Origin of the sequence: Streptomyces sp. ISL-1, assembly GCF_018614585.1 — a bacterium.
In the GTDB taxonomy this organism is placed as follows: Bacteria; Actinomycetota; Actinomycetes; order Streptomycetales; family Streptomycetaceae; genus Streptomyces; species Streptomyces maoxianensis.
In genome coordinates this window covers 53,856-79,419 of record NZ_JAGGOI010000010.1, presented here as the reverse complement: position 1 = coordinate 79,419, position 25,564 = coordinate 53,856, and the positions used below count along the sequence as shown (strand labels likewise).

31 protein-coding genes, 1 tRNA gene and 1 riboswitch are annotated in these 25,564 nt (G+C 68.8%); of the genes, 21 read left to right on the top strand and 11 right to left on the bottom strand.

Features of this window, described 5'->3' with window-relative positions:
- Window positions 1–80: 80 nt before the first annotated feature.
- Entirely contained in the window at window positions 81–488 is a 408-nt protein-coding gene (locus tag J7E87_RS09550) for a hypothetical protein (protein ID WP_251017200.1), read from the top strand.
- A gap of 46 nt (window positions 489–534) precedes the next feature.
- On the opposite strand, the gene J7E87_RS09545 is transcribed toward J7E87_RS09550, so the two are convergent.
- Together J7E87_RS09545 and J7E87_RS09540 are read right to left on the bottom strand one after the other, a co-directional pair.
- Window positions 535–1,119 (bottom strand): isochorismatase family protein, encoded by a 585-nt coding sequence (locus tag J7E87_RS09545; protein ID WP_215092042.1) that lies wholly within the window; start codon window positions 1,117–1,119, stop codon window positions 535–537.
- 136 nt (window positions 1,120–1,255) lie between these two features.
- Complete coding sequence (locus J7E87_RS09540; RefSeq protein WP_215092040.1) at window positions 1,256–2,584, bottom strand: nicotinate phosphoribosyltransferase; 1,329 nt, start codon at window positions 2,582–2,584, stop codon at window positions 1,256–1,258.
- 80 nt (window positions 2,585–2,664) lie between these two features.
- Between J7E87_RS09540 and clpS the strand changes: the two genes are divergently transcribed.
- From clpS to J7E87_RS09510, 7 genes are all read left to right on the top strand, one after another.
- Window positions 2,665–2,979, top strand: a complete 315-nt coding sequence (gene clpS, locus J7E87_RS09535) for an ATP-dependent Clp protease adapter ClpS (RefSeq protein WP_215092038.1) — start codon at window positions 2,665–2,667, stop codon at window positions 2,977–2,979.
- On the top strand, window positions 2,979–3,572 hold the full coding sequence (locus tag J7E87_RS09530; protein WP_215092035.1) for a DUF2017 domain-containing protein: 594 nt from the start codon (window positions 2,979–2,981) through the stop codon (window positions 3,570–3,572). Before clpS ends, J7E87_RS09530 begins: the two co-directional genes overlap by 1 nt.
- A 429-nt stretch (window positions 3,573–4,001) precedes the next feature.
- Complete coding sequence (locus J7E87_RS09525; RefSeq protein ID WP_215092033.1) at window positions 4,002–5,459, top strand: amino acid permease; 1,458 nt, start codon at window positions 4,002–4,004, stop codon at window positions 5,457–5,459.
- A gap of 95 nt (window positions 5,460–5,554) precedes the next feature.
- Complete coding sequence (locus J7E87_RS09520) at window positions 5,555–5,977, top strand: Mov34/MPN/PAD-1 family protein (protein WP_215092032.1); 423 nt, start codon at window positions 5,555–5,557, stop codon at window positions 5,975–5,977.
- Between the two features lie 109 nt (window positions 5,978–6,086).
- The gene (locus tag J7E87_RS36415; protein WP_374195156.1) at window positions 6,087–6,203 is read left to right on the top strand and encodes a putative leader peptide; all 117 of its coding nucleotides are present in this window, start codon (window positions 6,087–6,089) and stop codon (window positions 6,201–6,203) included.
- Window positions 6,204–6,344: 141 nt separating this feature from the next.
- On the top strand, window positions 6,345–6,623 hold the full coding sequence (locus J7E87_RS09515) for a MoaD/ThiS family protein (RefSeq protein ID WP_215092030.1): 279 nt from the start codon (window positions 6,345–6,347) through the stop codon (window positions 6,621–6,623).
- Entirely contained in the window at window positions 6,623–7,573 is a 951-nt protein-coding gene (locus J7E87_RS09510) for a PLP-dependent cysteine synthase family protein (protein WP_215092028.1), read from the top strand. Before J7E87_RS09515 ends, J7E87_RS09510 begins: the two co-directional genes overlap by 1 nt.
- 86 nt (window positions 7,574–7,659) lie before the next feature.
- Here the strand turns inward: J7E87_RS09510 and J7E87_RS09505 are convergent, their stop codons facing one another.
- Window positions 7,660–8,124 carry a type II toxin-antitoxin system PemK/MazF family toxin gene (locus J7E87_RS09505; RefSeq protein ID WP_215092026.1) on the bottom strand — a complete coding sequence of 155 codons (465 nt, stop codon included), beginning with the start codon at window positions 8,122–8,124 and terminating at the stop codon, window positions 7,660–7,662.
- A gap of 178 nt (window positions 8,125–8,302) precedes the next feature.
- On the opposite strand from J7E87_RS09505, the gene J7E87_RS09500 reads away from it, so the two are divergent.
- Window positions 8,303–9,055, top strand: coding sequence for an MBL fold metallo-hydrolase (locus J7E87_RS09500; RefSeq protein WP_215092024.1), 753 nt, complete (start codon window positions 8,303–8,305; stop codon window positions 9,053–9,055).
- 122 nt (window positions 9,056–9,177) lie between these two features.
- On the opposite strand, the gene J7E87_RS09495 is transcribed toward J7E87_RS09500, so the two are convergent.
- Together J7E87_RS09495 and J7E87_RS09490 are read right to left on the bottom strand one after the other, a co-directional pair.
- Window positions 9,178–10,431 (bottom strand): PTS transporter subunit EIIC, encoded by a 1,254-nt coding sequence (locus J7E87_RS09495; RefSeq protein WP_215092023.1) that lies wholly within the window; start codon window positions 10,429–10,431, stop codon window positions 9,178–9,180.
- Between the two features lie 273 nt (window positions 10,432–10,704).
- Window positions 10,705–12,000 (bottom strand): PTS transporter subunit EIIC, encoded by a 1,296-nt coding sequence (locus tag J7E87_RS09490; protein WP_215092021.1) that lies wholly within the window; start codon window positions 11,998–12,000, stop codon window positions 10,705–10,707.
- A gap of 241 nt (window positions 12,001–12,241) precedes the next feature.
- Between J7E87_RS09490 and J7E87_RS09485 the strand changes: the two genes are divergently transcribed.
- From J7E87_RS09485 to rdgB, 4 genes are all read left to right on the top strand, one after another.
- Entirely contained in the window at window positions 12,242–12,475 is a 234-nt protein-coding gene (locus J7E87_RS09485; RefSeq protein ID WP_215092019.1) for a glucose PTS transporter subunit EIIB, read from the top strand.
- Between the two features lie 199 nt (window positions 12,476–12,674).
- Window positions 12,675–13,415 carry a ribonuclease PH gene (gene rph, locus J7E87_RS09480; RefSeq protein WP_215092017.1) on the top strand — a complete coding sequence of 247 codons (741 nt, stop codon included), beginning with the start codon at window positions 12,675–12,677 and terminating at the stop codon, window positions 13,413–13,415.
- A 92-nt stretch (window positions 13,416–13,507) separates the two neighbouring features.
- The gene (locus J7E87_RS09475; RefSeq protein ID WP_215092015.1) at window positions 13,508–13,891 is read left to right on the top strand and encodes a hypothetical protein; all 384 of its coding nucleotides are present in this window, start codon (window positions 13,508–13,510) and stop codon (window positions 13,889–13,891) included.
- Between the two features lie 10 nt (window positions 13,892–13,901).
- Window positions 13,902–14,504, top strand: a complete 603-nt coding sequence (rdgB, locus tag J7E87_RS09470; RefSeq protein ID WP_215092013.1) for an RdgB/HAM1 family non-canonical purine NTP pyrophosphatase — start codon at window positions 13,902–13,904, stop codon at window positions 14,502–14,504.
- Window positions 14,505–14,551: 47 nt separating this feature from the next.
- Here rdgB and J7E87_RS09465 read toward each other — a convergent pair.
- Together J7E87_RS09465 and J7E87_RS36120 are read right to left on the bottom strand one after the other, a co-directional pair.
- Window positions 14,552–14,627, bottom strand: a tRNA-Leu gene (locus J7E87_RS09465).
- Window positions 14,589–14,756 (bottom strand): HNH endonuclease, encoded by a 168-nt coding sequence (locus tag J7E87_RS36120; RefSeq protein ID WP_260848975.1) that lies wholly within the window; start codon window positions 14,754–14,756, stop codon window positions 14,589–14,591. Before J7E87_RS36120 ends, J7E87_RS09465 begins: the two co-directional genes overlap by 39 nt.
- Between J7E87_RS36120 and J7E87_RS36115 the strand changes: the two genes are divergently transcribed.
- The gene (locus tag J7E87_RS36115) at window positions 14,685–14,924 is read left to right on the top strand and encodes a hypothetical protein (protein WP_308312887.1); all 240 of its coding nucleotides are present in this window, start codon (window positions 14,685–14,687) and stop codon (window positions 14,922–14,924) included. The genes J7E87_RS36120 and J7E87_RS36115 overlap by 72 nt on opposite strands.
- Window positions 14,925–15,478: 554 nt before the next feature.
- On the opposite strand, the gene J7E87_RS09455 is transcribed toward J7E87_RS36115, so the two are convergent.
- Entirely contained in the window at window positions 15,479–16,105 is a 627-nt protein-coding gene (locus J7E87_RS09455) for an HNH endonuclease (RefSeq protein ID WP_215092011.1), read from the bottom strand.
- A gap of 133 nt (window positions 16,106–16,238) precedes the next feature.
- Entirely contained in the window at window positions 16,239–16,706 is a 468-nt protein-coding gene (gene bcp, locus J7E87_RS09450) for a thioredoxin-dependent thiol peroxidase (RefSeq protein ID WP_215092009.1), read from the bottom strand.
- 127 nt (window positions 16,707–16,833) lie between these two features.
- On the opposite strand from bcp, the gene J7E87_RS09445 reads away from it, so the two are divergent.
- The 3 genes from J7E87_RS09445 (at window position 16,834) to J7E87_RS09435 (ending at window position 18,141) form a co-directional block, all read left to right on the top strand.
- A complete protein-coding gene (locus J7E87_RS09445) occupies window positions 16,834–17,154 on the top strand; it encodes a DUF3618 domain-containing protein (RefSeq protein WP_215092006.1) in 321 nt (106 codons plus the stop codon).
- A 43-nt stretch (window positions 17,155–17,197) separates the two neighbouring features.
- Window positions 17,198–17,539: a co-chaperone GroES gene (locus J7E87_RS09440; protein ID WP_215092003.1), complete on the top strand. Its 342-nt coding sequence runs from the start codon at window positions 17,198–17,200 to the stop codon at window positions 17,537–17,539.
- A gap of 184 nt (window positions 17,540–17,723) precedes the next feature.
- Window positions 17,724–17,788: riboswitch (guanidine-III (ykkC-III) riboswitch) on the top strand.
- A gap of 32 nt (window positions 17,789–17,820) precedes the next feature.
- On the top strand, window positions 17,821–18,141 hold the full coding sequence (locus J7E87_RS09435) for a multidrug efflux SMR transporter (protein ID WP_215092001.1): 321 nt from the start codon (window positions 17,821–17,823) through the stop codon (window positions 18,139–18,141).
- Between the two features lie 79 nt (window positions 18,142–18,220).
- On the opposite strand, the gene J7E87_RS09430 is transcribed toward J7E87_RS09435, so the two are convergent.
- Complete coding sequence (locus J7E87_RS09430; RefSeq protein WP_215091999.1) at window positions 18,221–20,518, bottom strand: transglycosylase domain-containing protein; 2,298 nt, start codon at window positions 20,516–20,518, stop codon at window positions 18,221–18,223.
- 125 nt (window positions 20,519–20,643) lie between these two features.
- On the opposite strand from J7E87_RS09430, the gene J7E87_RS09425 reads away from it, so the two are divergent.
- The 4 genes from J7E87_RS09425 (at window position 20,644) to J7E87_RS09410 (ending at window position 23,990) form a co-directional block, all read left to right on the top strand.
- On the top strand, window positions 20,644–21,444 hold the full coding sequence (locus J7E87_RS09425; RefSeq protein WP_215091997.1) for an ABC-2 family transporter protein: 801 nt from the start codon (window positions 20,644–20,646) through the stop codon (window positions 21,442–21,444).
- Entirely contained in the window at window positions 21,437–22,252 is an 816-nt protein-coding gene (locus J7E87_RS09420) for an ABC transporter permease (RefSeq protein WP_308312886.1), read from the top strand. The genes J7E87_RS09425 and J7E87_RS09420 overlap by 8 nt, the downstream gene beginning before the upstream one ends.
- Window positions 22,253–22,254: 2 nt before the next feature.
- Window positions 22,255–23,238 (top strand): ATP-binding cassette domain-containing protein, encoded by a 984-nt coding sequence (locus J7E87_RS09415; RefSeq protein WP_251017199.1) that lies wholly within the window; start codon window positions 22,255–22,257, stop codon window positions 23,236–23,238.
- A 71-nt stretch (window positions 23,239–23,309) separates the two neighbouring features.
- A complete protein-coding gene (locus J7E87_RS09410) occupies window positions 23,310–23,990 on the top strand; it encodes a DUF1707 domain-containing protein (RefSeq protein ID WP_215091995.1) in 681 nt (226 codons plus the stop codon).
- Window positions 23,991–24,076: 86 nt separating this feature from the next.
- On the opposite strand, the gene J7E87_RS09405 is transcribed toward J7E87_RS09410, so the two are convergent.
- The gene (locus J7E87_RS09405) at window positions 24,077–25,321 is read right to left on the bottom strand and encodes an SGNH/GDSL hydrolase family protein (RefSeq protein WP_215091993.1); all 1,245 of its coding nucleotides are present in this window, start codon (window positions 25,319–25,321) and stop codon (window positions 24,077–24,079) included.
- Window positions 25,322–25,564 lie beyond the last annotated feature (243 nt).

Genomic DNA, 25,564 nt, shown 5'->3' with positions numbered 1-25,564 from the left:
AGCGGGCGGCGGCCGATCGTGTTTAGGTGCGTCTTGCCAGGTCCTTATTGACACGCCATCTCACGGGGGAGTGGTTCCGCATGCCCGGCGGAGGTTTTTGCAAGCTGCCGAACGGCAGCGTGGTGGTCGCGCTCAGCCTGCCCAGCCCGATGGGCGACGGCAGCCAGGTCCGCTTTCTGGTCCACGCGGCGAACCGCGCGAGGGCGCTGACGCGGCTGCGGAATCTGGGCCTGCGGGCGGTGTATCTGCGGGGCAACGCCGAGCCGCCGACGCCGGACGAGATCACGGCGGTGCTGCACCACCCGGACGGCCTGCTGTGGCGCGGGACGCCGGAGAACCGCGAGGAGCTCTGGCACCCGATACGGACGCTGCTGAGCCCGCGGCGGGCACCTGAGGTGACCTGGGGCTCCGCGCTGGCCCCCCTCAATCGCCGGACGGGCTCGATTTTCGCCGGTCGGGCCGAACATGCCGGTCGGGCCGAACATTGAGCCCCTCCGGCGATTGAGAAGCGGGGTCCGGGGACGAAGCCCCCGGTCACACCACCGGCTTGCCGGACAGCTCCACGCCCGCCGCCCGCAGTTCCTCCAGCGCCCTGTGAGTCGTCTCCTCGGAGACGCCCGCGGTCAGGTCGAGCAGCACATGCGTCGTGAAGCCCTCCCGCACCGCGTCCAGCGCCGTCGCCCGTACGCAGTGGTCCGTCGCGATGCCGACCACGTCGACCTCGGAGACCTCACGCGCCCGCAGCCATGTCGCCAGCATCGTGCCGTTCTCGTCCGCGCCCTCGAAGCCGCTGTACGCAGCCGCGTACGCGCCCTTGTCGAAGACCGTGTCGATCGCGCCCGACGCGACCGCCGGTGCGAAGTTCGGGTGGAAGCCGACGCCCTCCGTGCCGGCGACGCAGTGGGGCGGCCAGGTCCTGACGTAGTCCGGGTGCTCCGAGAAATGGCCCCCCGGCTCGATGTGGAGGTCGCGCGTGGCGACGACATGGCGGTAGCCCGCCGACGCCTGGCCCACCAGGTCCGTGATGGCGGCAGCGACTTCGGCACCCCCCGCCACCGCGAGGCTGCCGCCCTCACAGAAGTCGTTCTGAACGTCCACGACGATCAAGGCGCGGTGCATGGCGGGTGTCCTTCGATGGGGGTTCGGCGGGAGATCTGCGGGCGGCGAGCGGATGTACGGCCGGCGGATGTACTGAGCCTAGAGACTCCGGCCGCCTTGCGGGAGAGGGCTTCGGGCGGCGTTCACGCGGACTGTGTCATACGTACTCCGTGGGCAGGACCGGCTCGCCCTTGGACAGCTGCATCGCCGAGATCGGCAGCCCGGCCCGCGCCGCGATGTGCCGCTCGCGCACCGCGTCCAGCGGCTCGCGGGCGACGACCTCGCCGCCCTTGACCAGCTCCACCAGCAGCTGCCGGTCAGCCAGCCCCGGCGGCACGGTGTCGACCCAGATGACCTCCGCCTCGGCGACCCCGTCCGCGTCCAGCCGGCGCGCTGCCCACTTGCGGCCGCCGATGGAGGTCTTGCCGCCCAGCGACTTCTTCGCGACCGGCACCAGCGGAGCCTTGGGGTCGGCGGACACGGACCTGGCGACCAGTTTGTAGACCATCGAGCAGGTGGGGTGCCCGCTGCCGGTCACCAGTTGTGTTCCCACGCCGTACGCGTCCACCGGCGCCGCGGCCAGCGAGGCGATGGCGTACTCGTCCAGGTCCGAGGTGACCACGATCTTGGTTCCGGTCGCGCCGAGCTCGTCCAGCTGCTGCCGCACCCGGTGGGCGACCAGCAGCAGGTCCCCGGAGTCGATGCGTACGGCACCGAGCTCGGGACCGGCGATGTCCACGGCGGTACGGACGGCCTCGGCCACGTCGTAGGTGTCGACCAGCAGCGTCGTGCCCCGGCCGTGCGAGTCGACCTGCGCCCGGAAGGCGTCGCGCTCGCTGTCGTGCAGCAGGGTGAAGGCGTGCGCGCTGGTGCCCACTGTCGGAATGGCGTACCGGAAGCCCGCCGCCAGGTCCGAGGTTGAGTTGAAGCCGCCGATGTAGGCCGCGCGGGCCGACGCCACCGCGGCGAGCTCGTGCGTACGCCGTGCGCCCATCTCGATCAGCCTGCGCCCGCCCGCCGCCGTCGACATCCGGGAGGCCGCGGCCGCGATCGCCGAGTCGTGGTTGAGGATCGACAGGGCGACGGTCTCGAGCAGCACGCACTCGGCGAAGGTGCCCTCGACCCGCAGGATCGGCGAGCCCGGGAAGTAGACCTCGCCCTCCGGGTAGCCCCAGATGTCGCCGCTGAAGCGGTAGGAGGCGAGCCACCGCAGGGTCGGCTCGTCGACGATCTTCCGCTCTTTCAGAAAGTCCAGCAGGCCCGCGTCGAAGCAGAAGTTCTCGACGGCGTCGAGCACCCGGCCGGTGCCGGCCACGACGCCGTACCGCCGGCCCTCGGGGAGCCTGCGGGTGAAAACCTCGAAGACGGATCGGCGATCGGCGGTACCGGACTTGAGTGCCGCCTGGAGCATCGTGAGCTCGTACTGGTCGGTGAAGAGCGCCGTCGACGGAACGTCCACCGGCAGCCCGAGGTCCGCAGGGTTCATATGCCGGATGCTATCGCACATCTCGTCAATGTGACGAGATGTGCGGGTCGTTTGTGCGATGAGCCCCCTTGGGTGGCAGCATGGACCAGGTGAGTGTTGCTCCCACAGAGATCGAACGCACAGAGTCGGCGGAGGAGACCTTCGCCGTGCCCGAGCCCGACGTGCCGTGGGTGACGCTCGTCCACAACGACCCGGTCAACCTGATGAGCTACGTCACCTATGTCTTCCAGGCCTATTTCGGCTACTCCAAGGACAAGGCGCACAAGCTGATGCTCGACGTCCATCACAAGGGACGCGCCATCGTCTCCAGCGGCAGCCGCGAGGAGATGGAGCGCGACGTGCAGGCGATGCACGGTTACGGGCTGTGGGCGACGCTGTCCCAGGACCGCATCTGATGTCCGGGCACTTCGAGCCGATTCCCGGCGGCGGCGCCGCCGTCGCGCTCGACGAGGTCGAGATCTCCATCCTGCGCTCGCTGGCCGTACAGCTGCTAGAGCTGATCGGGCCCGGCGACGAGCCGGTGGAGGGCGAGGACCCGTTGGCCGCGCTGTTCTCGGAGGGGCCGAGCGAGCCGCCGACCGACCCGGCGCTGGCCCGCCTCTTCCCGGAGGCTTACGGAGGTCCCGGCGCCGACAAGGAGGACGAGGAACTGCTCGCCGCCTGTGCGGAGTTCAGGCGCTTCACCGAGAACGACCTGCGCTCCCGCAAGCGCGACGACGCGCTCGCGCTCGTGCGCACCCTCGACTCGCTGGCCTCGGCCGGCGAGGGTGGCGCCGTCCTGAAGCTGACCGCCGACGACTGCCTGCACTGGCTCGGAGCGCTCAACGACCTGCGCCTGACCATCGGTACCCGTCTTCAGGTCAGCGACGAGGACGAGAGCGGTGAGTTGTACCGGCTGCCCGACTCCGACCCGCGCAAGCCGATGGTGATGGCGTATCTCTGGCTCGGCGCGCTCCAGGAGACGCTCGTCGAGACCCTGATGCCCTGAGCGCCGATGCCGGCCCCCAGTCCCGGCTGCTGCCCTGGTTTCTGCTGCCCTGGTTTCTGCTGCCCTGAGCCCGGGTGTCCCGGGCGGCTCCGATGTCCTGAGTTGTCCCTTCCTGCGTCCTCTGATGTTCGCTCAACGGACACTCAAATCCGGATAACGATCATGTCACCACGGCGCCTTGGATTGCGGCGTCGAAAAACGTTTGTCCGCTTCTTCGTGTGGTGTGTGCCACGTCTCCTGGATGGATCGATGTTGCCGGCGTGATAAATCTTCACGACCGCTGCGGGACGACACCCATGTTCCCAGGGGCGCTTGAGCCGGCTGACCGTCGGCAGCACTCCATCCATATCCGGGGGGATCAGGACCTGGTCCGCAGTCGCGCGGCAGATGCGGCGGGCGCGGACCGGCATGGAGAAAGGGCGCATCACCATGACCTCACTGCAGGTCGACGAGCACGACGGCAATGAGGCCGCGGGGTCCGCGGCAGATTCGGACGAGGGTTACCAGCGCGGACTGGGTGCTCGTCAGATCCAGATGATCGCGATCGGCGGGGCCATCGGCACCGGCCTCTTCCTCGGCGCGGGCAAGGGCATCTCCAAGGCCGGCCCCAGTCTCATCCTGGCCTACGCCATTGCGGGCCTGGTCATCTTCTTCATCATGCGGGCCCTGGGCGAGCTGCTCATGTACCGCCCGGTGTCGGGGTCCTTTTCCGAGTACGCGCGTGAGTTCGTCGGCCCCTTCGCGGGCTTCGTCACCGGATGGACGTACTGGCTCTTCTGGGTCGTCACCGGCATCACCGAGGTCACCGCGGCCGCCACGTACATGACGTACTGGTGGGACATTCCGCAATGGCTCTCCGCGCTGGTCTTCACCGTCATCCTCTACGGCGCGAACCTCATCTCCGTGAAGCTCTTCGGTGAGCTGGAGTTCTGGTTCTCGATGGTCAAGGTGACGGCCATCATCGGCATGATCCTGATCTGCGCCGGTGTGCTCACGATCGGCTTCTCCGACGCAGGTGACACCGCGTCCGTCACCCACCTGTGGTCCGACGGCGGCTTCTTCCCCAAGGGCCTCGGCGGCACGCTGATGACCCTGCAGCTCGTGATGTTCGCCTTCCTCGCCGTCGAACTGGTCGGCGTCACCGCCGGCGAGTCCAAGGACCCGAAGAAGACTCTGCCCAAGGCCATCAACACCGTGCCGTGGCGTATCGCCGTCTTCTACGTCGGCGCGCTGATCATGATCCTGTCGGTGGTCCCCTGGACCCACTTCCAGCCGGGCGTATCGCCGTTCGTCGCCGCCTTCGAGGAGATGGGCCTCGGCATCGGCGCCGCGATCGTCAACTTCGTCGTGCTGACGGCCGCGCTCTCCTCCTGCAACTCCGGTATGTACTCCACCGGCCGCATGCTGCGTGACCTGGCACTCAACGGGCAGGGCCCGAAGGCCTTCACCAAGCTGACGAAGAACGGCCTGCCGCTGATCGGCACGACCTTCTCCGCCGCGCTGATGCTGGTCGGCGTCTGGATCAACTACAAGGCTCCGGGCGAGGCCTTCAACTACGTCGTCTCCTTCGCGACCATCTCCGGCATGTGGGCCTGGATCATGATCCTGGTCTGCCAGATCCGCTACCGGGCCAAGGCGGACCGCGGCGAGCTGCCGCAGTCCACCTTCAAGGCGCCCGGCGCCCCGTACACCAGCTGGTTCGCGCTCCTGTTCATCTGCATGGTCATCGTGATGATGGGCATCGACAAGGACGCGCGGATCTCGCTGTACTGCGCGCCGCTGTGGGGCCTGCTCCTCTCCGTGTCGTTCCTGGTCCTGAAGAAGCGCAACCCGCAGAGCGCGGCCTTCACCAAGGCCGACCGCAAGCGCCGGCGGCCCCTGCGGTGACCGGGAGCGCTGAACGCGAGCGCTGACGTCCAGCATTCGGGCCGGCCTGTACCACTCCTCGGTACAGGCCGGCCCTTCTGCTTATCCTGTCGCACATGCTGACCCTCACCCAGGCCCTGTTCGACCAGATCGTGGCGCACGCCCGCGCCGACCACCCCGACGAGGCCTGTGGCGTGGTCGCGGGCCCCGAGGGCAGCGGCCGCCCCGAGCGCTTCATCCCGATGCTCAACGCTGCCCGCTCGCCCACGTTCTACGAGTTCGACTCGACGGACCTGTTGAAGCTCTACCGGGAGCTGGACGACCGCGAAGAGGAGCCGGTCATCATCTACCACTCGCACACGGCGACCGAGGCGTACCCCTCCCGTACGGACATTTCGTACGCCAACGAGCCGGGCGCCCACTATGTCCTGGTATCCACGGCCGACGCCGATGACGCGGGCCCCTTCCAGTTCCGCTCCTTCCGCATCGTGGAGGGCGAGATCACCGAGGAAGAAGTCAAGGTCGTAGAGGCGTACTGAGCGCGCCCCGCAGGCAGAGGCACCCCCGGGGACCGCATGCTGAGCAGGGATCGTCCATCATGCGAGATCACATTCCGGAACCCGGACGGGGAATCGTTACGATGACCGCATGGTTCCCCATGACGTGAGCGAGAAGACGCCGAGCGCCCTGCTGCTCGTGGCGCGGCTGCACGTCGACCTGTGCCGCCTCGCCAGCGCGATGTGTACGGCCCGCGCCGCGTTCTGACCGCTGAGCCCGTTGGGACCCACGGCCTCACGGCCCGAGCGCACCGCACAGCACAGCACCGCACCATCCCTCGCGCGGGGGCCCAGAGCCGCGCACCCCTTGTGCCACCCCCGCCACCCTCCCGAAACAGGAGCCCATGTCATGGCCATCGAGGTCCGCATCCCGACCATCCTCCGCACCTACACCGGCGGCGCCAAGGTCGTCGAGGGCAGCGGGGACACTCTCACCGAGCTCTTCGCCGACCTCGAGTCCCGCCACAACGGCATCCAGGAGCGCATCGTCGACGGCGACCAGCTGCGCCGGTTCGTGAACGTCTATCTGAACGACGAGGACGTCCGCTTCCTCGACGGCATCTCCACCAAGCTCACCGACGGCGACAGCGTCACGATCCTCCCGGCCGTCGCCGGCGGCATGGTCTGATGCGTTACGACTCCCCGCTGGCGGCGGTGGGCAACACCCCGCTGGTCCGCCTGCCGCGGCTGTCCCCGTCGGACGAGGTCCGCATCTGGGCGAAGCTGGAGGACCGCAACCCGACCGGCTCGATCAAGGACCGCCCGGCGCTCCACATGATCGAACAGGCGGAGAAGGACGGCCGCCTGACTCCGGGCTGCACGATTCTGGAGCCGACCTCCGGCAACACCGGCATCTCGCTCGCGATGGCGGCCAAGCTCAAGGGCTACCGGATCGTGTGCGTCATGCCGGAGAACACGAGCGAGGAGCGCCGCCAGCTGCTGGCGATGTGGGGCGCGGAGATCATCCCGTCGCCCGCGGCGGGCGGCTCCAACACGGCGGTACGGGTCGCCAAGAAGCTGTCCGCCGAGAACCCTTCCTGGGTGATGCTCTACCAGTACGGCAATCCGGACAACGCGGGCGCGCACTACGCCACGACGGGCCCGGAGATCCTGACGGACCTTCCCTCCATCACCCACTTCGTGGCGGGCCTCGGCACCACCGGCACGCTGATGGGTGTGGGCCGCTACCTGCGCGAACACGTCCCGGGCATTCGCATCGTCGCCGCCGAGCCGCGCTACGACGACCTGGTCTACGGCCTCAGGAACCTGGATGAGGGCTTCGTCCCCGAGCTGTACGACGCGTCAGTCCTGACGACCCGCTTCTCGGTGGGCTCCGCGGACGCTGTCACCCGCACCCGCGAACTCCTCCAGCAGGAAGGCATCTTCGCGGGCGTCTCGACCGGGGCGGCGCTGCACGCGGCGATCGGCGTCGGCATGAAGGCGATGAAGGCGGGCGAACAGGCGGACATCGTCTTCGTCGTCGCGGACGGCGGCTGGAAGTACCTGTCGACCGGCGTCTACACGGCCCCGACGACAGAGGCGGCGATCGAAGCCCTGCAGGGCCAGCTCTGGGCGTAGGGCCCCCCGGCCGACGCCACTGGGGTACGTGGGGGCGCCGGCCACCACGTACCCCAGTGGCACGCCGCCGGATTTCGGCCCGGGCCTCACGCCGCCAGATGCCGCACCTGGTCCCAGACCGTGGGGTGCACCACGCCCACCCGCCGGCGGAACTCCCGCACCTGGACATCGCGCAGCTCGTTCGTCTCCAGAAAGCTCGGCCGTCCCCGCGTGTCCCCCACCGTCCCCGGTGGCAGTGAGATCACACCCGGACTCTCGTCGTGATATTTGCTGGTGATCTTCGCGACCTGCGCCGTCCCGCTGCGTACCGACAGCACCAGGCACGGCCTGTCCTTCGCCCCGGGGCCGTCCTCGTACGGGACCTTCGCCCACCAGATCTCGCCCGGCCGGGGGCGCCGCTTGGGGCCGCGCAGGGGCCCCGTCGGGCGGCCCGGCGGGCGGGCGCGGCCGCCGGGGCGGCGGGAGGTGGTCCGGCTGCGCCCCTCCACCACCGTGGCGACCAGCGCGATCACCACCACGGCGAGAACGGCGAGCCACCACGACGTGTCCATACTCCAGACGGTACCGGCGCGCCGTCACACGCGCGCGCTCCCTCCGAACCGGTGACAGAGCAGGTGAGTTCCCCCACAACGGCCCGCCACCGAGGAGCGACCAGCCCTTTTGCGCCTTACGCTCGACAGACCGCACGACCCTCATTCAGCCCTCCCCGTCAACGGAGGTTCAAGCTCCATGAAGCTCACCGTCGTCGGCTGCTCGGGGTCGTTTCCGTCCGCGGATTCGGCCTGCTCGAGCTACCTCGTAGAGGCCGACGGCTTCCGGCTGCTTCTCGACTTGGGCAACGGCGCCCTCGGCGAGCTGCAGCGCCACATCGGTCTCTACGACCTCGATGCGATCTTCCTCAGTCACCTTCATGCGGATCACTGCATCGACATGTGCGGGTATTTCGTGGCCCGCTACTACCGTCAGGACGGCGGCCGCTGCGAAGCCCTCCCGGTGTACGGCCCGGAAGGCACCGAGCAGCGCCTGACCACTGCGTACGCGGACACTCCCTCCGCCACCTCCATGAGCGAGGTCTTCGACTTCCGCACGCTGAAGGCGGGCAGCTTTGACATCGGCCCGTTCTCGGTCCGTACGGAGAAGGTGAGACACCCCGTCGAGGCGTACGCCATCCGCCTGGAGCACGCCGGCAAGTCGCTGACGTACTCCGGCGACACCGGCGTCAGCGAGACTCTGCACGAACTCGCGGACGGCGCAGATCTGTTCCTCTGCGAGGCGTCGTTCACGCACGGCAAGGAGAACATCCCCGACCTCCATCTCAACGGCCGCGAGGCAGGCGCCCATGCCCAGCGCGCGGACGTGGGCCGGCTCGTGCTCACCCACATCCCGCCGTGGACGGACGGGCAGCAGAATCTGGCGGACGCCCGCTTGGTCTACGGCGGCCCTGCGGAACTGGCCGTGCCGGGCGCGGTCTACCGGGTCTGATCCCGTATCAGGCCGAAGCCCCTGCCCTTCCGTGTGGAAAGGCAGGGGCTTTCGTGCTGAGCGGAGGGTCCCTGGCGCTGAGTCCTCGGCCTGAGTCCTCAGCGCTGAGTCCTCTGCGCTGACTACGCCTTCGTCAGGTCCTCGACCTCTTCCTCGGGCTCACGGCCCGGGGTGGTGAGGTTGAACTTGACGATCGCGAAGCGGAAGACGGTGTAGTAGATCGCCGCGAACGCCAGGCCGATCGGAATGATCATCCATGGCTTGGTCGCGAGTCCCCAGTTCAGGAAGTAGTCGATCGCGCCGGCCGAGAAGCTGAAGCCGTGATGCACACCGAGCGCCCAGGTAATAGCCATGGACAGAGCGGTCAGAACCGCGTGTATGGCGTACAGGAGCGGCGCGATGAACATGAACGCGAACTCGATCGGCTCGGTGATGCCGGTGACGAAGGACGTCAGCGCGAGCGACATCATCATGCCCATCACGGCCTTGCGGCGCTCGGGGCGAGCCGTGTGCGCGATGGCGAGCGCGGCGGCCGGAAGGGCGAACATCATGATCGGGAAGAAGCCCGACATGAACTGACCGGCGGTGGGGTCGCCGTGGAAGAAGCGCGGCAGGTCGCCGTGCCACATCTGGCCGGCGGAGTCCTTGAAGGAGCCGATCTCCTGCCAGGCCACGGTGTTCACGAACTGGTGCATACCGATGGGCAGCAGCGCCCGGTTGATGACGCCGAAGATGCCGGCGCCGACGGCGCCGAGACCGGTCATCCACTCACCGAAGTCGGTGATGACGGCGCCGACGGGCTCCCAGACGATGCCGAACAGCACGCCCATGGCCGTGCCGACGAAGGCCATGATGATCGGTACGAGCCGGCGGCCGTTGAAGAAGCCGAGCCAGTCGACGAGCTTCTTGCGGTGGTACCGCTGCCAGATGACGGCGGCGAGCAGGCCCATGATGATGCCGCCGAAGACCTTCGGGTCGTTGTAGGTCGCGGGTATGTCGGCGCCGGCCTGGACCTTGGCCTCGGTGATGGGGAACGCCGTGAGCACGTTCTTGTAGACCAGGAATCCGACGAGCGCGGCGAGCGCGGTGGAGCCGTCGGCCTTCTTGGCGAAGCCGATCGCGATGCCGATGCAGAACAGCAGCGGAAGGTTGGCGAAGACGGCGTCACCGGCTGTGGCGAAGACGGCGGCGACCTTGTTCCAGCCGAGTCCGTCCTTGCCGAACACGTCGTCCTGGCCCAGACGCAGCAGGATGCCCGCCGCCGGCAGGACGGCGATCGGCAGCTGCAGGCTTCGGCCGACCTTCTGCAGGCCCTGGAACAGACCCGAACCCCACTTCTTGGTGGGCGACGCCGCCGTAGCGGTGGCCGTACTCATCAACTTCCTCCAGTGGGCAAGGCGCCGCCGGGGGGACAGGACACGGGGAGGGCGGCGTCTTAGGCGTCTCAAGGGGAACGCGGCGATGGCCGCGTGGTCTACACCACTCAGTGGTGTAGACCAGTTTTAGCACGGTGGGGGCGGATGAGGAACCCTCGATTTTATGGCCCGCGCCATAGCGCTACATGTGCGACAAAAGGGCCCCATGACCACAGGTCCATGGGGCCTTATCAGGCATTACGTCCGGAGCCGAAGGGGTCGGGAACCGCTGCCCTACTTGATGACTTCCCGGTCCAGTTCGCCTTCGACCTCTTCCGGTTCACGCCCCGGGGTCGGGATATTGAACTTGGTGATCGCGAACCGGAAGATCGCGTAGTACACCGCCGCGAAAGCCAGACCGATCGGAATGAGCAGCCAGGGTTTGGTCGCCAGGTTCCAGTTGATGACGTAGTCGATCAGACCCGCCGAGAAGCTGAACCCGTCCTTGGCTCCGAGGCCCCAGCTCACCGCCATCGAGACACCGGTGAGCAGCGCGTGGATCACGTACAGCAGCGGCGCGACGAAGAGGAACGAGTACTCGAGCGGCTCGGTGATGCCGGTGACGAAGGACGTCAGCGCGACCGACAGCATCAGACCGCCGATCTCCTTGCGGCGGTGCGGCTTGGCACAGTGAGTGATCGCCAGCGCCGCCGCGGGGAGAGCGAACATCATGATCGGGAAGAAGCCGGTGGTGAACTGGCCCGCGTCCGGGTCGCCCGCCAGGAACATACTGATGTCGCCGTGCACCACCGTGCCGTCCGGCTTGGTGTAACTGCCGAACTGGAACCAGATGGGCACGTTCAGGAACTGGTGCAGGCCGACGACGAGCAGCGCCCGGTTCGCGACACCGAAGATGCCCGCACCCCACGCGTCCAAGCCCGACAGCCAGTCGCTGAAGCTCTCCAGCGCGTCGCCGACCGGCGGCCAGATCCACAGGCACACGGCCGCGAAAGCGATCGCGACGAACGACATGATGATCGGGACGAGCCGGCGGCCGTTGAAGAAGCCGAGCCAGTCCACCAGCTTGGTCCGGTGGTAGCGCTGCCAGAAGTAGGCGGCCAGCAGCCCGATGACGATGCCGCCGAAGACGCCCGGGTTCTGGTACGCGTACGGCACGATCATGCCGTTCTCCGACTGGCAGCCGACGGTCACCGCCTGCGCCGCGCCCTCGCAGTCCTTGGGGAACTGGTGCAGTACGCCGTAGTAGACGAGGAAGCCCGCGACGGCCGCGAGCGCCGTGGAGCCGTCCGCCTTCTTGGCCATGCCGATCGCGACGCCGACGCAGAACAGCAGCGGCAGACCGATGTTGGGGTCCAGCAGCGCGCCGCCTGCGCCGGCCATCACCTTGGCGACGTCGTTCCAGCCCAGGCCGCTCGCGCCGAAGACATCGGGCTGGCCGAGCCGGTTGAGGATGCCGGCCGCGGGGAGGACGGCGATCGGCAGCTGCAGACTGCGGCCCATCTTCTGGAGCCCCTGGAACGCGCCGGCCCACCACTTGTTCTGCGGTGCGGCGGCGCTGTCCGAACTCATCGGCGTCCTCCCGGAAGATGCCTGGTTTGGCAGGTGTTGCAGACTGGTGTAGACCAGTCGCGGTACGGTCCCGGGGTCCGGTCGCGGGACAGGGTTCCGCCGATCTTCATCTTTCGGTACGAGACAGTTACTCGCCCGTGAAGATGGGCCAACCGTGCGTTACCGTGACAAAGCGGACCGATGGTGGGACGAGGCAGCGCCGAGCGCACAGCGAACGCGCTCTTGAACGCAGGGAGAAGACATGGCCAGCAAGGCTGAGAAGATCGTCGCCGGGCTCGGCGGGATCGACAACATCGAAGAGATCGAAGGCTGCATCACCCGCCTCCGCACCGAAGTCGTGGACCCGACCAAGGTCGACGAGACCGCCCTCAAGGCCGCCGGGGCCCACGGCGTCGTCAAGATGGGCAACGCGATCCAGGTCGTCATCGGCACCGACGCCGACCCGATCGCCGCCGACATCGAAGACATGATGTGAACCGCTGAACCGCTGAACCGCTGAACCGCTGAACCGCTGAACCGCTGAACCGCTGAACCGCTGAACCGCTGAACCGAAGCGCCGTACGAGGTCGCACGAGTCCGTTCGAGGTCCCGTACGACTCCCTTCGAGGCCGCACGAGAAGGGCCCCGTTCCGCCCGGAACGGGGCCCGCACGCACAGCGGCTAGGCTCGACGCCATGTCTCGAATCGACGGCCGCACCCCCGAACAGCTCCGCCCGGTCACCATCGAACGCGGATGGAGCAAGCACGCCGAGGGCTCCGTCCTCATCTCCTTCGGCGACACGAAGGTCTTCTGCACCGCCTCGGTCACCGAAGGCGTCCCGCGCTGGCGCAAGGGCAGCGGCGAAGGCTGGGTGACCGCCGAGTACTCGATGCTGCCGCGCTCCACCAACACCCGCGGCGACCGCGAATCCGTACGCGGCAAGATCGGCGGCCGTACGCACGAGATCAGCCGTCTCATCGGCCGCTCGCTGCGCGCCGTCATCGACTACAAGGCACTCGGCGAGATCACCATCGTCCTGGACTGCGACGTCCTCCAGGCCGACGGCGGCACCCGCACCGCCGCCGTCACCGGCGCGTACGTCGCCCTCGCCGACGCCGTCGCATGGGCTCAGGCCAAGAAGCTCATCAAGCCCGGCCGCAAGCCGCTCACCGGGACCGTGGCCGCCGTCAGCGTCGGCATCGTCGACGGCACCCCGCTCCTCGACCTCCGCTACGAGGAGGACGTGCGCGCCGAGACCGACATGAACGTCGTCTGCACAGGCGACGGCCGCTTCGTCGAGGTCCAGGGCACCGCCGAGGCCGAGCCCTTCGACCGCAAGGAGCTCAACGCGCTCCTCGACCTCGCGACCGGCGGCTGCGCCGACCTGACCGCGCTCCAGCTCGCAGCGCTCGCCCCGACCCAGCCGATCGGGTAAAGGAGCAACCAAGAACGCGCCACCGGGCGTCGATAGAGTCACGGGCGCACGGGCCGAACCGTGCGCCCGTCCGTATCCAGGAGGACCGCTCCATGCCCGCGCGCCGCCGAATAGCCCTCACGCTCGCCACCGCCGCTCTGCTCGTCCCGATCACCGTCGGCTGCAGCGCCATCGACACGGCGCTCGACTGCGTCGAGACCGCCGACGCGATCGCCACCAGCGTCGACAAGCTCCAGCAGGCCGTATCCAGCGCCGGTGATGACCCGACACAGGCCCGGCAGGCCCTCGACGACATCGACAAGGAACTGAAAAGCCTCAGCGACAAGACCGACAACGCCGACCTGAGCAAGGCCGTCGACGATCTGAACGCCGGCGTCGACAACGTCCGCAAGGCGATCGAGAACGGCGACGCCACCCCGGACATCAAGCCCGTAACAGACGCCGCGGGCGAGATCGGCAAGGTCTGCACACCCTGATAATCGGGGGATGACCCGTCTGATCCTCGCCACCCGCAACGCCGGGAAAATCACCGAACTCAAGGCCATCCTCGCCGACGCGGGCCTCACCCACGACCTCGTCGGCGCGGACGCCTACCCCGACATCCCAGACGTCAAGGAAACCGGCGTCACCTTCACCGAGAACGCCCTGCTCAAGGCCCACGCCCTGGCCCGCGCCACCGGCCTGCCCGCCGTCGCCGACGACTCCGGCCTCTGCGTCGACGTCCTGGGCGGCGCGCCCGGCATCTTCTCCGCACGATGGGCGGGCCGGCACGGCAACGACACGGCCAACCTCAACCTGCTCCTCGCCCAGCTCGCCGACATCGACGACGCCCACCGCGGCGCCCACTTCACGTGCGCGGCGGCCCTGGCCCTCCCGGACGGCACCGAACGCGTCGTCGAGGGCCGCCTGCTGGGCACTCTGCGCCACGCGCCCTCGGGCACGGGCGGCTTCGGTTACGACCCGATCCTGCAGCCCGACGGCGACACGCGTACCTGCGCGGAGCTGACCCCGGCGGAGAAGAACGCGATCAGCCACCGCGGCAAGGCGTTCCGGGCGCTGATGCCGGTGGTGCGGGAGCTGCTGGGCTGACCCACGCCGAAGGGCGCGGCACCGATGCGGTGCTGCGCCCTTCGCTGTGGGCCCGGTGGGACTCGAACCCACGACACACCGGACCTAAACCGGCGCCCTCTTGGCCAGCTGGGGTACGGACCCGCGGCGCCCACTGTACTGTGCCTCGCCACGAGGGTTCGAGAAGGATCTTGTCTGGCTGTGGCACGAGGGGCAGAGGAAGCGCAGGTTTTCCAGCCGGTTGTCGAGACGGTCGCCGTTGATGTGGTCGATCTCAAGGACGAGCAGCTTGCCCTGCCAGGTGTTCCCGGTGCCGCACTCGCCGCATGCCTGGCGTACCCCCGACTCGTCGAGCGCGCGGCGCAGCAGCGCGGTCGTCGTCCGTGGCGATCCGGGTTCGAGTCGTCGAAGGATCTCCGCAGCGGCCTTCCGCGTGGGTGACGGCTGACCACGCCGATGACCCTGCCCCACGAAGTGGGCCGTGGAGATGCCGTGGATGGCGATGCTTCGCCGTAAACGAGCGCGCCCGGCACCGCCACTGGGGCAGCCCAGAGCGCGAAGAACGCCGGCCAGGCTGTACGACTCCGCGACGGCTCTGGCGAGTTCGTCTCGCGGAAAGATTTCCTTCGGTGTGTTTCCGCGCCGCCCGGTGAAGTGAGACGTGTCGATCCCGAATCGGTCGAGCTTCCGGCGGAGGTGGCTGTACACACTGTCGTAGGGTGCGACACCCATGAACTCCAGCATCTCGCGGATGCTGTGCGAACTGGCCGCGGCTTCAGCGAGCAGTTCCCGCGAGTACGAGTGGGGCCTGCGCTGGGGGAGGGGTTCGTTGTCAAAGTGCGAGGTGTCGATGCCGTACTGCCTCAACCGGTCCCGCAGATACCGATAGGGGCCGCTGCCCAGGGGCACGTCCAGTCTGCGCAGCAGGTCGACGAGGCTCGTGGCGGTGGCGGCAGTCCGGACCAGCAAGTCACGGGGGTACTTGTGGCGATTGCTCATGCCGCACCCCTCCGATTGCGACCACGGTAAGTGTCCGTGACCGCATGGCAGTTGGGGCAGAGCAGCCGGAGGTTCGACGGGCGGTTGTCCCACCAGTCGCCGTTGCGGTGGTCGACTTCGAGCCGGAGCGGTTTGCCGTTCCACTCCGTGCCGGTGCCACATATCGCGCACGACTCCTCGATCCCGGCCCCGAGCAGTTCGCGGCGCAGGCGTTCGCCGGGAATCCTGCCGTCGGCCGGCGAACCCAGGACAAGTCTGTTCCCCAGGGCCCCCTTCGGTCGGCCCCGGGGCGCGCGCAGGAAGTGCGACGTGTCGATGCGCAACGCGGCTATCCGACGCCCGATGTGAGCCTGGTTGCCGCCTACGGGATTGATTCCCAATCGACGTACGACCTCGGCCACGCTCCTGGAACAGGCGACCAGTTCGCGTAATGTCTCCTCGGTGTGACGCACTCGGGCGGGGGTGAAGTGCGACGTGTCTATGCCTGCCTCTGCCATCTTGGCGCGGAGGTAGCGCCTACTGCCCGGCGTCGGGTTGCCGCCGCACCAGCGCACGGCGTCGTCGAAGCTCGTCGTCTCGCGGGCCGCCTCGTCGAGTAGCTCCCGGGTGTACCTGACCGCCATGATTCCCCTCCGTCCCCGGCTGCGTGTTCGCGGCCTCGCACTGAGTAACGAAGCGTTTATCGCATGGTCACGTCCGGAATGCGGAGGGACCCGCACCGCCTGCCGGTGCGGGCCCTTCCGGGAACACGGATCCTCAGACGCCGAGGTCCTTGATGATCTTGGCGACATGGCCCGTCGCCTTCACGTTGTACAGCGCGTGCTCGACCTTGCCCTCCTCGTCGACCACGACAGTCGAGCGGATGACACCGGTCACCGTCTTGCCGTACAGCTTCTTCTCGCCGAACGCCCCGTACGCCGCGAGGGTCTCCTTGGACGGATCTCCGACCAGCGTGACCTTCAGGCTCTCCTTTTCGCGGAACTTCGCCAGCTTCTCCGGCTTGTCCGGCGATACGCCGATGACGTCGTAGCCCGCGCCCGCCAGCAGGTCCAGGTTGTCCGTGAAGTCGCAGGCCTGCTTGGTGCAGCCGGGCGTCAGAGCCGCCGGGTAGAAGTAGACGATCACCTTCCGGCCCTTGTGGTCGCCGAGCGAGACCTCTTTGCCGTCCGCGTCGGGCAGGGTGAAGGCCGGGGCCGTGTCGCCGGGCTGGAGTCGCTCGCTCATGGTTCTCCTCGGGGGTACGTGAGGGTGTATGCCGTCGAGCGTAATAGGGGTGCCGTGGAGTGCGGGCGCGGCTGAGCTGACAGACTGTCGAGGAAGGACTACCGGACACGACCACGGAGGCAGCGCGGTGTCGGATGCCAGGACCCCTGCGCAGATCGAGGCGGACATCGTCCGCAGGCGCGACCAGCTTGCCGAGACGCTCGACGAGATCGGGGTGCGTATGCACCCGAAGACGGTCATCGGTGATGCGAAGGCCAGGCTCGTCTCGACCGTGGACCACACCGCGGGTCGTGCCTTCGTCGCGGTGAACCGCTCGGTGTCCGACATCAGGGCGCAGTTCGTGTCGGAAAAGGGCGAGCCCCGGCTGGAGCGGTTGATTCCGGTGGCGCTGGTGGCCGTGGGGCTCGTGGGCCTGCTCGCCGTGTCCGCGAGAAGGCGCCGGGAGTGACCCTCGGTCGGACGGAAGGTCCCCGGGCAGGTAGGTTCAAGGCGTGAGCGAGAACACCCACCACGACAAGCTGCCCATCCGGATGCTGCACGACCGCGTGCTGGTGAGGACCGACATCCCGGAGGGTGAGCGGCGTTCCAGTGGCGGCATCGTCATTCCGGCGACAGCGGCGGTCGGCAGGCGTCTGGCCTGGGCCGAGGTGGTCGCCGTCGGGCAGAACGTGCGCACCGTGGAGCCGGGTGACCGGGTGCTGTACGACCCGGAGGACCGCGCCGAGGTCGAGGTGCGTGGCGTGGCGTACGTACTGATGCGGGAGCGCGATCTGCACGCTGTGGCGGCGGACCGTTTCCAGGGCTCCGAGGACTCCACCGGGCTGTACCTGTAGCACCTGCGGCACGGCACCTGCCCCGGGAGTAAACACGCACCTCGGCGCTTTCGCTGTTGCGGCAGGTCGCGTGGCTGCCGTCCGGGTCGGTGCAGTCGAGCGCGAGCGTGCGCTCCTCCGGCTGGTGACCTCGACGCGGATAAGGCGCAGGCCCGCACGCCACCCCGCAAAGGCGCAGGTCAGGACTTTGTTATCGTTGACTGATCCCGACGAGACGCGCCGTACCGGGTTATGCAAAGACGACGCACCCCGCTGAAGTTCCGCGTCTCGGAGGTGCCGTCATGGCCTGGGTTCTGCTTGTTGTCGCCGGTCTGCTCGAGGTCGGCTGGTCGATCGGGATGAAGTTCACCGACGGCTTCACCCGGCTGTGGCCGAGCGTGTTCACCGGACTGGGGATCGTCGCCAGCATGATGCTGCTCTCTCACGCCGCCAAGTCCCTGCCGATCGGAACGGCGTACGGCGTGTGGGTCGGCATCGGCGCGGCCGGTGCGGCGGTGGTCGGCATGGTGGCGCTGAACGAGCCCGCGACCGCCGCGCGGATCTTCTTCGTCTGTCTGCTGCTGGTTGCCGTGGTGGGGCTGAAGGCGACCTCGGGTCACTGACTCGCCGGCCCGCCGGCCCGCCCGCTCACGTCACTGCGGGCGGGTTGGCCCGGTCTTGCTGTCGTCCTCGTCGGACGTGTCACCTGTCGTCCTCGTCGGACGTGTCTCCGTCGGTGTCCGTGCCCCCGTCCGTCTCACCGTCGTCGGCCGTCCTCCGGTCGGTGCTGCGCCCGTGCGTCTCCTCCTCGTCCTCGCCCGGCGTCTCGCTCGGTGTCTCCTCTGACGTCTCGTCCGACGACTCCGACGACTCCGACGACTCCGACGACTCCGACGACTCCGACTCGTCCGACGGCTCCGACTCCGACTCGTTCGACCACTCGTCCGACCACTCCTCCCAGGATTCCTCGTCCTCCGCCCCCTCCTGCACTTCCAGGTCGAACTCCTCGATCTCTGAGCCCTCCAGCGCGGCGTCCGTGAACTGGCCCCAGATCTTCGCCGGCGCCCCGCCGCCGTTGATCCGCGGCAGCCCCAGCGCGCCGTACAGCGGTTTCTGCACACCCGTGACCGGGTCCTGGCCCATCACCGCGATCACCGTCGCCAGTTCCGGGGTGTAGCCCGCGAACCAGGCCGCCTTGTCCTCCTCCGCCGTGCCCGTCTTGCCCGCGGCGGGACGGCCCGCCGACCGGGCCGCGATGCCGGTGCCGCCCTCGACCACGCTCTGCAGGACCGCGGTGGTGGTGTCGGCGGCCTCCCGGCTGACGGCCTGCTCGCGGTCCTCCTCGGGCAGCCGGACGTCGACGCCGTTCTTGGTGAGCTTCTCGACGATGGTGTACGTGCCGTGCCTGCCGTGGTTGGCGAGCGTCGCGTACGCCTCCGTCATGTCCAGGACGCTGGCGGTGGCGGGGCCCAGCGCGATGGAGGGGGAGGAGTTCAGGTCCGGGGTGCTCGCGGGGATACCGAGGTCGATCGCGGTCTGCTTGACCCGGCTGGGGCCGACGTCCATGGCCATCTGCGCGTACACCGAGTTGACGGAGTTGTCGGTGGCGTCGCGGACGGTGATTGGGCCGTACGAGTAGTGGTCCTCGTTCTCGGGGGCGTACGGATTGCCGCTCCAGCCCTGGACCGAACGCCGGTTGGTGCCGTCGTAGAGGGTGTCGGGGGTGATGGCCAGGTCGTCCTGGGTGCTCGCCTCGTACTCGACGGCGGCGGTGAAGACGAACGGCTTGAAGGTGGAGCCGACTTGGTAGTCGCGGCGGGTCGCGTTGTTGACGTACTGCTTGGTGTAGTCGACGCCGCCGTACATGGCGACGACCTTGCTGGTGGCCGGGTCGATGGACGCTCCGCCGACGCGGACATTGCGGTCCGCCTTGCGGGCCCCGTCCAGCTTGGACATCACCTGGTCGTCGACGGCCTCGGCGAGCGCGTCCTGCTTGTGCCGCTCCAGCGTGGTGGTGATCCGGTAGCCGCCGGTGGCCAGGGTGTTCTCGTCGATGATCTCGTTACTGGTGAGGTACTCCTCGACGGCCTGGACGATATAGCCGCGCTGGCCCGACAGCGCGGTCGGAGGCCTCGCCGTCTGCGGTGCGGGGAACTTCATGGCCGCTCGCTCGGCGGGGCTGAGCCACTTCTTCTTGACCATGCCGTCGAGCGTGTACTTCCAGCGGCCGAGTGCGGCCGCCCTGTTCTCCGGGTGCGTGGTGGTGTCGTAGGCGCTGGGGGCGTTGAGCAGCGATGCCAGGTACGCGCCCTGCGCGGTGTCGATGTCCTGGACGTCCTCGCCGTAGTAGGCATGGGCCGCGGCCTGGATGCCGTACGCGTTGCGCCCGAAGTAGCTGGTGTTGAGATAGCCCTCCAGGATGTCGTTCTTGCTCTCCTCGCGGCCCAGCTTGATCGCGATGAAGAACTCCTTCCACTTCCGCCTGATGGTCTGCTCCTGGCCCAGGTAGTAGTTCTTGACGTACTGCTGGGTGATGGTGGAGCCGGACTGCTTGCCCTTGCCGGTGAGGGTGTTCCAGGCGGCGCGGACCATGGCCTTGGGGTCGACGGCGCGCGCGGAGTAGAAGTCCCGGTTCTCGGCGGCCAGTACGGCCCGCTGCACCGGCAGGGGTACCTGCGCGAGATTGATGTTCTCCCGGTTGACCTCGCCGTCACGGGCGATCTGGGTGCCGTCCTCGTAGAGATAGACATTCGACTGGGCGGTGGCCAGGGCGTTGGCGGGCGGGATGTCGACGAGCTTGTAGCCGGCCACGAAGCCGCCGAGCAGCAGCAGGGCGGCCATCACAGACGTACCGAGCACCATCCGCCAGGTGGGGATGGCGCGACGCCAGCCGGTGCGCCTGCGGGGGCGCTTGAAGCTCCGCTTCTCGAGTGCGGCGGGCGGCCCGACGACCGTCGCGTCCCGAGGGTTCCAGCCCTGCTGCTGTGGCTCGTCGCTCATGCGCCCATACTGCACTTTTCGGTGGGACAACCCGCGTACCCGACAGGCGTAAAAGCGCTCGCGGCGGCTCGCCCGGCTGGACTAAGGTCGTGCGCTTCGGTGTCCGCGTGCGGAGGGGGAACGACGTGCGGCTGTACGCGGTCGTCGCCGCCGGTGGGTTCCGGCGCTATGCGACGTACCGGATGGCGACGGCGGCAGGGGTGTTCACCAACACCGTCTTCGGTTTCATCATGGCGTACACCTATACGGCCCTGTGGGACGAGCGTCCGCAGCTGGGTGGGTACGACCTCTCCCAGGCGCTCACCTATGTGTGGCTGGGACAGGCGCTGCTGATGACCTGCGCCATGATGGGCGGCGGTTTCGAGGACGAGCTGATGGAGCGGATCCGCACCGGGGACATCGCGATCGACCTCTACCGGCCCGCCGACCTCCAAATGTGGTGGCTTTCGGGCGACTTGGGGCGGGCGGCCTTTCACCTCATGGGCCGCGGCATCGTGCCGATGGCGCTCGGCGCGCTCGCCTTCGACCTCGCGCTGCCGAGCTCGCCGCTGACCTGGCTCGCCTTCCTGGTGTCGGTGGCGCTCGGCGTGGTGGTGAGTTTCGCGGTCCGGTTCCTGGTGGCGCTGTCCGCGTTCTGGCTGATGGACGGGGCCGGGGTGATGCAGATCTGCTGGCTGGCGGGGCTGTTCTTCTCCGGGATGCTGCTGCCGCTGAACCTCTTCCCCGGCACGCTGGGGGAGGTGGCCCGGGCGCTGCCCTGGTCCTCGCTGCTCCAGGTCCCGGCGGACGTCTTCCTCGGCAAGCGCACCGGCTGGGGGCTGGTCCAGGCGTACGCCTTCCAGGGCGGCTGGGCGCTGGCGCTGCTGGCCGCCGGGCGGGCCCTGCAGACCGCCGCGACCCGCAGGGTGGTGGTCCAGGGTGGCTGACGCGCTCTTGAGCGGACTGCGGGCATACGGACTGATCGCCGGGATGTGGATCCGCTCCACGATGGCCTACCGCGCGTCGTTCGTGATGACGGTCCTGGGTAACTTCGCCGTCACCTCCTTCGACTTCATCACCATCCTGCTGATGTTCTCGCACGTGGACGCGCTGGGCGGCTACACCCTGGGCGAGATCGCCTTTCTGTACGGGGCGTCGGGCACCGCTTTCGGCCTCGCCGACCTGGTGATGGGCTCGATGAACCGGCTCGGCCGGCGGGTGCGTGACGGCACGCTGGACACGCTGCTGGTGCGTCCGGTGCCGGTGCTCGCGCAGGTGGCGGCGGACCAGTTCGCGCTGCGCCGGCTGGGCCGGATCACCCAGGGGCTGCTGGTCTTCGGCTACGGGGTGCTCGTCCTCGACATCGAGTGGACGCCGCTGCGGGTGATGCTGGTGCCGCTGATGCTGCTCAGCGGGGCGGCGATCTTCTCGGCGCTGTACGTGGCGGGGGCGGCGTTCCAGTTCTGGGCGCAGGACGCCTCCGAGGTGCAGAACTCCTTCACGTACGGCGGGAACACGCTGCTCCAGTACCCGCCGACGCTCTTCGCGAAGGATCTGGTGCGCGGGGTGACCTTCGTGGTGCCGCTGGCCTTCGTCAACTGGCTGCCCGCGCTGTATGTGCTGGGGCGGCCCTACCCGCTGGACCTGCCGCAGTGGCTCGCCTTCCTGCCGCCCGTGGTCGCCGCGGTCTGCTGCTGGCTGGCCGCCCTCGCCTGGCGCGTCGGCCTTCGTTCGTACCGCAGCACAGGGAGCTGAGGATGGACCTCGCCGAGGGGGACTTCATGGACTTCATCGAGCTCGACGACGTCGAGAAGGTGTTCGACGTGCGACGTAAGACCGGCCGGCTGCGCCGCGGGAAGCACCAGGTGCGGGCCGTCGACGGGATCAGCTTCCGGGTGGCGAGGGGCGAGATGGTCGGCTACATCGGCCCGAACGGCGCCGGGAAGTCCACCACCATCAAGATGCTGACGGGCATTCTGACCCCGAGCGGCGGGCGGCTGCGGGTCGCGGGCATCGACCCGTCCCGGGAGCGTACGAGGCTGGCGAAGCGGATCGGCGTGGTCTTCGGGCAGCGTACGACCCTGTGGTGGGACCTGCCGCTGAAGGATTCGTACCGCCTGGTGCACCGGATGTACCGGATCCCCGACAAACGGTTCCGCGAGAACCTCGACCGCTGCGTCGAACTCCTCGACCTGGCTGAGCTGTTGGAGGTGCCGGTGCGCCAGCTCTCGCTCGGCCAGCGGATGCGCGGCGATATCGCGGCGGCACTGCTGCACGACCCCGAGGTGCTGTACCTGGACGAGCCGACCATCGGGCTCGATGTGATCTCCAAGGCGAAGGTCAGGGATTTTCTTCGGGACCTGAACACCGAGCGGGCGACCACGGTGCTGCTCACGACGCACGATCTGACCGACATCGAGCAGCTGTGCAAGCGCGTGATGGTCATCGACCACGGTCGGCTGATGTATGACGGGGCGCTCGCCGGGCTGCATGAGGTGGGGGAGAGCGAGCGGACGCTGGTGGTGGACCTGGAGTGCGAGCTGCCGCCGATCGTCCTCGACTCCGCTCGTACGGTGAAGGTCGAGGGCCCCCGCCAGTGGCTGGCCTTCCCCGCCTCCCAGTCGGCGGCTCCGCTGGTGGCCGCGCTGGCCGACGCCTACCCGCTGGTGGACCTGTCGGTGCGGGAACCGGACATCGAGGCAGTGATCGCGAAAATGTACGCGGAGCGGCCTGGGATGTAGCCCACGGACCGGGGCCACGGCCCACGGACCGGGGCTGTAAGCGTGGCGCGGCCTTGACTAGGCTGCTGACCATGACGAGCGAACTCCCTGAAATGCGCGCATCGGACGCCGAGCGTGAACGGGTGGCCGAGCGGCTGCGCGATGCGGTGGCGGAGGGGCGGCTCGACATGGAGGAGTTCGGGCAGCGCCTCGACGACGCCTACGAGGCGCGTACGCACGGCGAGTTGGAGCCACTGGTCAGCGACCTTCCCGCGGCGGGCACCGTATCGGCGTCACCGGCGGTCGCCGCCGGCTCGGGCGGCTGGGCCCAGCGCGTCGGCGGGCCTGCCACCTCGAAGTGGGCCTTCGCCTTCTGGGGCGGCTTCGGACGCAAGGGCACCTGGACGGTGGCCCGTAGGTTCACCTCATTCACGATGATGGGCGGCGGCGAACTCGACCTGCGCGAAGCCCGTTTCGAGGACCGGGTGACGGTGATCCGCTGCATCGCGATCATGGGCGGGGTCAATATCGTCGTGCCGCCCGATCTGAACGTCGAGGTCAACGGCATCGGCTTCATGGGCGGCTTTGCCGAACAGGGCGAGGGCAACTCGGACCCGGCGGCCCCGCGCGTGATCGTCACCGGCTTCGCGCTGATGGGCGGCGTGAACGTGGAGCGCAAGCGCACCCGGGCGGAGAAGCAGCGGCTCAGGGCCGAGCGCGAGGAGGAGCGGCGGGGCCGGCTGGAGAAGGGCGACCGCAAGGAGCTCGACTGAGCCTCGTCCGTAAGTCTGAGCCTCGTCCGTACGTCGGCGGGCCGGGGGGCCATGGAGGACGAGCCGGGGTCGGCGGGCGGGCGCCGTCAAAGGCGCGCCGGGTCCACGGCGTTGGCCATCCGGGCGTAGCCGGCGTCGCTGGGGTGGAGATGGTCGCCCGAGTCGTAGCGCGGGCGCAGCCTGTTCGGTGCGTACGGATCGCGCAGCGCCCGGTCGAAGTCGACGACCGCGTCGAAGACCCCGCCCGCGCGGACGATCGCGTTGACCTGGTCGCGTACGGACTCGACGGCGGGCGTGCAGCGGCGGTGTCCGCCACAGGGCAGCAGCGTCGCGCCCATGACGCGCAGGCCGTGTGCGTGCGCCCGCTGGGCGAGTTCGGCGAACCCGGCCGTGATCATGTCGGCGGTGGGGGTGCGCGGGGTGTGCAGCAGGTCGTTGATGCCGATCGCGACGATCACGGTCCTGGCCCCGGACCGGCCGAGCACATCGCGGTCGAAGCGGGCGAGGGTGCTGGGGCCGCGGCCCTCGGCGAGCAGGCGGTTGCCGCTGATGCCCTGGTTGAGGACGCCGTAGTGGCTCGCGCCCCGGTGGCCCAGCCGGTCGGCGAGGGCGTCCGGCCAGCGGCGGTTGGCGTCAGGGGTGGAGGTGACCCCGTCGGTGATCGAGTCGCCTACGACGACCACCGCGCCGCTCGCGTCGCGGGTCAGTACGTCGACGGCGGTGAGGTGGTGCCAGGCGCGGGTCCGCCCGGTGTACGCGTCCCCGCCGGCGTCCTGCGTACGGTCGCCGTCCGCGATGTACGAGGTCTGGCGCGCGCGGGGGTGGATGGTGACGGGCCCGTCGGCGGCATGCACCGTGACCAGCAGATCGCTGTCGTACGGGATCTCCAGCACGACGGGGTCGCTGACCGACTGTCCGCCGGCCGCGATCGTGACGGCTTCGGCGCCCCGGAACGTCACGCGGCGCAGGGTGGCGGGAACGGCGGCGGGTCCGCGGCCCGCGCGTACGGCGAGTGAGACGTGGGCTATCTCGAGCGGACGGCGGCCGAGGAGGTTGGAGAGGGTGATTCGGGCGGCGGCGCCGCCGATGCTGGTGTGGACGACATTGCGTATGGAGCGGCCGGCGGCGATGCGAGCCGTGCCGGGTTCGGTGGCCGCCGCCATGACGGGGGCGGCGGACCAGGTGCCGACCCAGACCGCGGGCGCGTTGGCGGGCGTACGGACGGCTGTGCGGCCCTGCGCGGCTCCGACTCCGAGGTATATCGCGCCGCAGATGAGGACGACGACGGTGGTGAGGGCAGCGATGGTCGCGTACCCGCGGCGCTTATGCATGTGCACATCATCCGACACGTCCCGGGGAACTCGATGTGCACCCCGGGAGTACCTGAGGTAGGGACTATTGCGTACGGGGCCGCGCGCGGACGGGTGGAGCCGATGGAACGTACAGGACGGGACCGGACAGAACCGGAGCAGACAGGGCCGGAAGGGACGGGACGGGAACAGCCGGGACGGGAACAGCCAGGACAGGAACAGCCAGGACCGGAACGGCCAGGATCGGAACAGCCGGGTTCGGAA